1 protein-coding gene is annotated in these 361 nt (G+C 46.3%); it reads right to left on the bottom strand.

Annotated features, from left to right (window positions below; translation table 11 throughout):
- Positions 1–361: contractile injection system protein, VgrG/Pvc8 family (locus tag CWC03_RS23065; protein WP_249314116.1), on the bottom strand; the 361-nt coding region annotated here is incomplete at both ends.

The following is a 361-nucleotide window of genomic DNA, read 5'->3' as shown; positions in this document are numbered from 1 at the left end:
CATGGGAGCCACCCATTCTAAAACGATGGCGACTTTGGCACTGCGTAAACCCAACAAAGCCGGTTTCATGTTCGTGAACCATGCCATCTTTATCCGTTACCGACAGCAAGCCTCGCTCAATATAGGGGCTTGCAAGGTTGCCCTCGGCAATCACTATCGACTCAATAAAATCATGGCATTCAAACCAATAGATTAAGCCGTACTTTGCTAAGAGTCGGGTGAAAAAGGTGTAGTCGTTTTCTAGCGCTTGTACACACTGCGGTAGCGTAGGTAAGTCTTTAGTGATTCGCCATTTTATCCGGTCTTGTGAATAGCCGGCTTTTTGTATCAACTTATTGAGGACAGTCTGGACATTGGCTTG

Origin of the sequence: Pseudoalteromonas sp. S2755 (genome assembly GCF_005886535.1) — a bacterium.
Lineage (GTDB): Bacteria > Pseudomonadota > Gammaproteobacteria > Enterobacterales > Alteromonadaceae > Pseudoalteromonas.
The sequence above is the reverse complement of the archived record's forward strand: the minus strand, read 5'-3'. Positions and strand labels throughout refer to the sequence as shown.